At 70.1% G+C, this 4,289-nt stretch carries 4 protein-coding genes; all 4 read left to right on the plus strand.

Translation table 11 applies throughout. The annotated features are described in order from the left end of the window. Positions 1-1,314 (plus strand): sugar ABC transporter ATP-binding protein (locus tag VGD85_RS14530; RefSeq protein WP_331064156.1); only part of this gene is annotated, 1,314 nt, incomplete at its 5' end. Then, positions 1,314-2,600 carry a multiple monosaccharide ABC transporter permease gene (gene mmsB / locus VGD85_RS14535; RefSeq protein ID WP_331064157.1) on the plus strand — a complete coding sequence of 429 codons (1,287 nt, stop codon included), beginning with the start codon at positions 1,314-1,316 and terminating at the stop codon, positions 2,598-2,600. The genes VGD85_RS14530 and mmsB, both read left to right, overlap by 1 nt. Positions 2,601-3,007: 407 nt before the next feature. Continuing rightward, complete coding sequence (tmk, locus tag VGD85_RS14540) at positions 3,008-3,676, plus strand: dTMP kinase (protein ID WP_331064158.1); 669 nt, start codon at positions 3,008-3,010, stop codon at positions 3,674-3,676. Further along, positions 3,673-4,289: DNA polymerase III subunit delta' (gene holB, locus VGD85_RS14545; protein WP_331064159.1), on the plus strand; the 617-nt coding region annotated here is incomplete at its 3' end. The genes tmk and holB, both read left to right, overlap by 4 nt.

Here is a 4,289-nt window from a genome sequence, read left to right on the forward strand (position 1 = left end):
CGCAGCATCCGCGACAGCGAGGCCGCGGGGATCGTGATCATCCACCAGGAGCTCGCGCTGGTGCCGGGCATGTCGATCACCGAGAACATCATCCTCGGCAACGAGCCCCGGCGCTTCGGCGGAATCGACTGGAAGGCCGCCAACCACAAGGCGCTCGAGCTGATGGCGATGGTCGGGCTCACGGAGGACCCCGACACGCTCATCAAGGACATCGGCGTCGGCAAGCAGCAGTTGGTGGAGATCGCCAAGGCGTTCGCCAAGGACGTCAAGCTGCTCATCCTCGACGAGCCGACCGCCGCGCTCAACGAGGCCGACTCCCGCCACCTGCTCGACCTGCTCAAGGGCCTGCAGGGCAAGGGCATCACCTCGATCATGATCAGCCACAAGCTCAACGAGATCGCGCGGGTCTCCGACTCGATCACGATCCTGCGCGACGGCAAGACCATCGAGACCCTCGACGTCACCGCCGGAGGAGTCGACGAGGACCGGATCATCCGCGGGATGGTCGGCCGGAGCCTGGAGCACCGGTTCCCCGACCACACCCCGCAGATCGGCGACGTGCTCTTCGAGGTGTCCGACTGGACGGTCATGCACCCCGACGACCACCACCGCGTGGTCATCGACACCGCCAACCTCGAGGTCCGGCGTGGCGAGATCGTCGGCATCGCGGGCCTGATGGGCGCCGGCCGCACCGAGCTGGCCCGGAGCATCTTCGGCCGCTCCTACGGCAGCAGGCACCACGGCACCATCCACCTCGACGGTCAGGAGCTGCGGCTCAAGTCCGTGCACGACGCGATCAAGGCCGGCATCGCCTACGTCAGCGAGGACCGCAAGGGACTCGGGCTCAACCTCCTCGACGACGTGAAGACCTCGATCTCCTCGGCCGGCCTCGACCAGCTGCGCAAGGGCCTGACCGTCGACGAGCGCGAGGAGGTGCTGGTCGCCGAGCGCTACCGGCGCAGCTTCGGGATCAAGGCGCCCGCGGTGACCACCGGGGTCCGCCAGCTCTCGGGCGGCAACCAGCAGAAGGTCGTGCTGGGCAAGTGGCTCTACACCGAGCCGCAGCTGCTCATCCTCGACGAGCCCACGCGCGGCATCGACGTCGGCGCCAAGTTCGAGATCTACGGGATCATCCAGTCCCTCGCCCGCGAGGGGAAGGGCGTCCTGGTGATCTCCTCCGAGCTGCCCGAGCTGCTCGGGCTGTGCGACCGGATCTACACGCTCGCGGAGGGCGTGATCACCCACGAGTTCGCGAAGAGTGACGCCACCCAGGAGTCGCTCATGCGGTACATGACAGCGGAGCGAGACAACTGATGAGCAACGTGGCCTCCATCCTGCGCGGGAACATCCGCCAGTACGGGATGATCATCGCCCTGGCGGCGATCGTCCTCCTCTTCCAGATCACGACCGACGGCGTGCTGCTCAAGCCGATCAACGTGTCGAACCTGATCGTGCAGAACGCACACATCCTGATCCTCGCCATCGGCATGGTGATCGTGATCGTGGCCCGCCACATCGACCTGTCGGTCGGATCCGTGGCCGCCTTCGTCGGCGCGGTCGGGGCGACCATGATGACCAAGCACGACGTTCCCTGGATCCTGGCGGTGATCCTCTGCCTCGCGCTCGGCGCCGCCATCGGCGCCTGGCACGGCTTCTGGGTCGCCTACGTCGGCATCCCGGCGTTCATCGTCACCCTCTCGAGCATGCTGCTCTTCCGCGGCCTGACGTACGTGACCCTCAAGGGGGCGACCGTCGGCAGCCTGCCGAACGGCTTCAACAAGATCGCGAACGGCTTCCTGCCCGAGATCGGCCCCGACACCGACCTGCACAACCTGACGTTGGTCCTCGGCGTGCTCGTGGTGGCGCTGCTGGTCTTCTTCGACGTCCGCAAGCGCGCGGCCGCGAAGCGCTACAACTTCGAGGTCCTGCCGTTCGCGCTGTTCGCGCTCAAGCAGGTCGTGCTCGGCGCGGTCATCATGGAGTTCGCCTACCTGCTCGCCGACGCGCGCGGCCTGCCGATCGTGGGCCTGATCCTGTTCGCCCTGATCGGGATCTACACCTTCATCATGTCCCGCACGGTGTTCGGCCGGCACGTCTACGCGATCGGCGGCAACGTGGGCGCCGCGACGATGTCGGGCGTCAACACCAAGCGGGTCGACTTCCTGGTGATGACCAACATGGGCCTCCTCGCCGGTCTCGCGGGCCTCGTCACGACGGCCCGCCTCACCGCCGCGAACCCCAAGGCCGGCACGAACTTCGAGCTCGACGCGATCGCCGCGTCGTTCATCGGTGGCGCGGCCGTCACCGGCGGTGTCGGCACCGTGATCGGCGCGATCATCGGTGGTCTCGTCATGGGTGTCCTCAACAACGGCATGTCGCTCAACAGCATCGGGGTCGACTGGCAGCAGGCCATCAAGGGCCTGGTGCTGCTGCTCGCGGTCGCGTTCGACGTCTGGAACAAGAAGCGCACCGCCGGCTCCGGTGGCGCCGGGGCCGAGACCGAGCCGACGCCGCCACCGCCCGACGAGCTCGTCGAGGAGATCCGCACCCTCGAGACCGAGGCCGGACCACCCGGCAGCGGAGGCGCCGTCCGGCACTGACGATCCCCCAGGCTGGTGCTGGTCGAGCGGCCCCTCCGTCGAACCGCCGGCCGGTCGGACGCACCGTGCAGGTTGACGACACCGGTTCGGCTCGCCTCCAGGCCCGGCGGTCTCGTCAGCCGTACGAGGTCCGACCCGACAGCACCGAACCCGAGCCCCGAGCCCACCCCATTCCTGACCGGAGGCGGCCTCGGGGCTCGGTGCTGCCCCGGCCGCGACGACCGTGACCGGCGACCGAAATGTGTCGCGGTTGGTGACCAAACGGCATGATCTGGTGGCCCGGACGTGTCGTTGGTGACCAAACGGCGCATGGTCGAGGACGCCGGGAGCCAGCGGAGTCGGTCGGCTGGGGTGGGGACTGTGGACCCGCGGTGGAAACCGTCGGCGCCGCACCGTAGGTTCCTCGCGTGAGCACTGGACCCGCCGCGGCGGCATCGGGGGCGTACGCCCGCACCGGCGTCTTCGTGTGCTTCGAGGGCGGCGACGGGTCGGGCAAGTCCACCCAGTCCGAGCTGCTCGGCGGCTGGCTGGAGGGCCAGGGCTACGCCGTGCTCAGCACGTTCGAGCCCGGGGCCACCGAGGTCGGCCGCAAGCTGCGCTCGATCGTGCTCAGCCCCGAGACGGGTGCGATCGCCGACCGCACCGAGGCGCTGCTCTACGCCGCCGACAAGGCCGAGCACGTGGCCGCGGTCGTCCGGCCCGCCCTCGAGCGCGGTGCGGTCGTGATCACCGACCGCTACGTCGACTCGATGCTGGCCTACCAGGGCGCCGGCCGGGCGCTCGACGTCGACGAGGTCGAGCGGGTCGCCCGCTGGGCGACCGGCGACCTGCGGCCGCACCTCACCGTGGTGCTCGACCTCGAGCCCGAGCACGGGCTCGGGCGGTTCGAGGAGCGCGACCGCATCGAGGGGGAGTCGCTGGAGTTCCACCTGCGGGTGCGCGACGGCTTCCTGCGCATGGCCGCCGCCGACCCCGACCACTACGTCGTGCTCGACGCGCGCGCCGACCGCGAGGAGATCGCCGCACAGGTCCGCGACCGGGTCGCCCCTCTCCTCGAGCAGGCGGTGCGCCGATGACCGCCCTTCGAGACGGGCGCAGCACGTCCTCCTCAGGAACCGTCTGGGACAGCCTGGTCGGCCAGCGCCGCGCGATCGAGGCGCTCCGCTCGGCGGCGGACGGCCAGGGCATGAGCCACGCGTTCCTGTTCACCGGCCCGCCCGGCTCGGGCCGGTCCAATGCCGCGATCGCGTTCGCGGCCGCGCTGCAGTGCGAGCGCACCGGCGCCGAGCGCGGGTGCGGGGAGTGCCACCAGTGCCACACCGTGCTCGCGGGCAGCCATGCCGACGTGGCGGTGATCCGCACCGAGAAGCTGTCCATCGGGGTCGACGAGATGCGCGAGCTGGTCCGCCGATCGGCCCTGGCCCCCGTCGGCCGGCGCTGGCAGATCATGGTGGTCGAGGACGCCGATCGGCTCACCGAGCGGGCGTGGAACGCGCTGCTCAAGGCGATCGAGGAGCCCGCGGAGCGCACCGTCTGGATGCTGTGCGCCCCCACCGTGGAGGACGTGCTGCCGACCATCCGGTCGCGGTGCCGCCTGGTCACCCTGACCACCCCCACCGCCGACGACGTCGCCGCGTTCCTCGTCCGCACCGACGGGGTCGACGCCGCGCTCGCGTCGTACGCCGCCCG

The sequence above is a fragment of the Nocardioides sp. genome, assembly GCF_036401255.1.
Taxonomy (GTDB): domain Bacteria; phylum Actinomycetota; class Actinomycetes; order Propionibacteriales; family Nocardioidaceae; genus Nocardioides.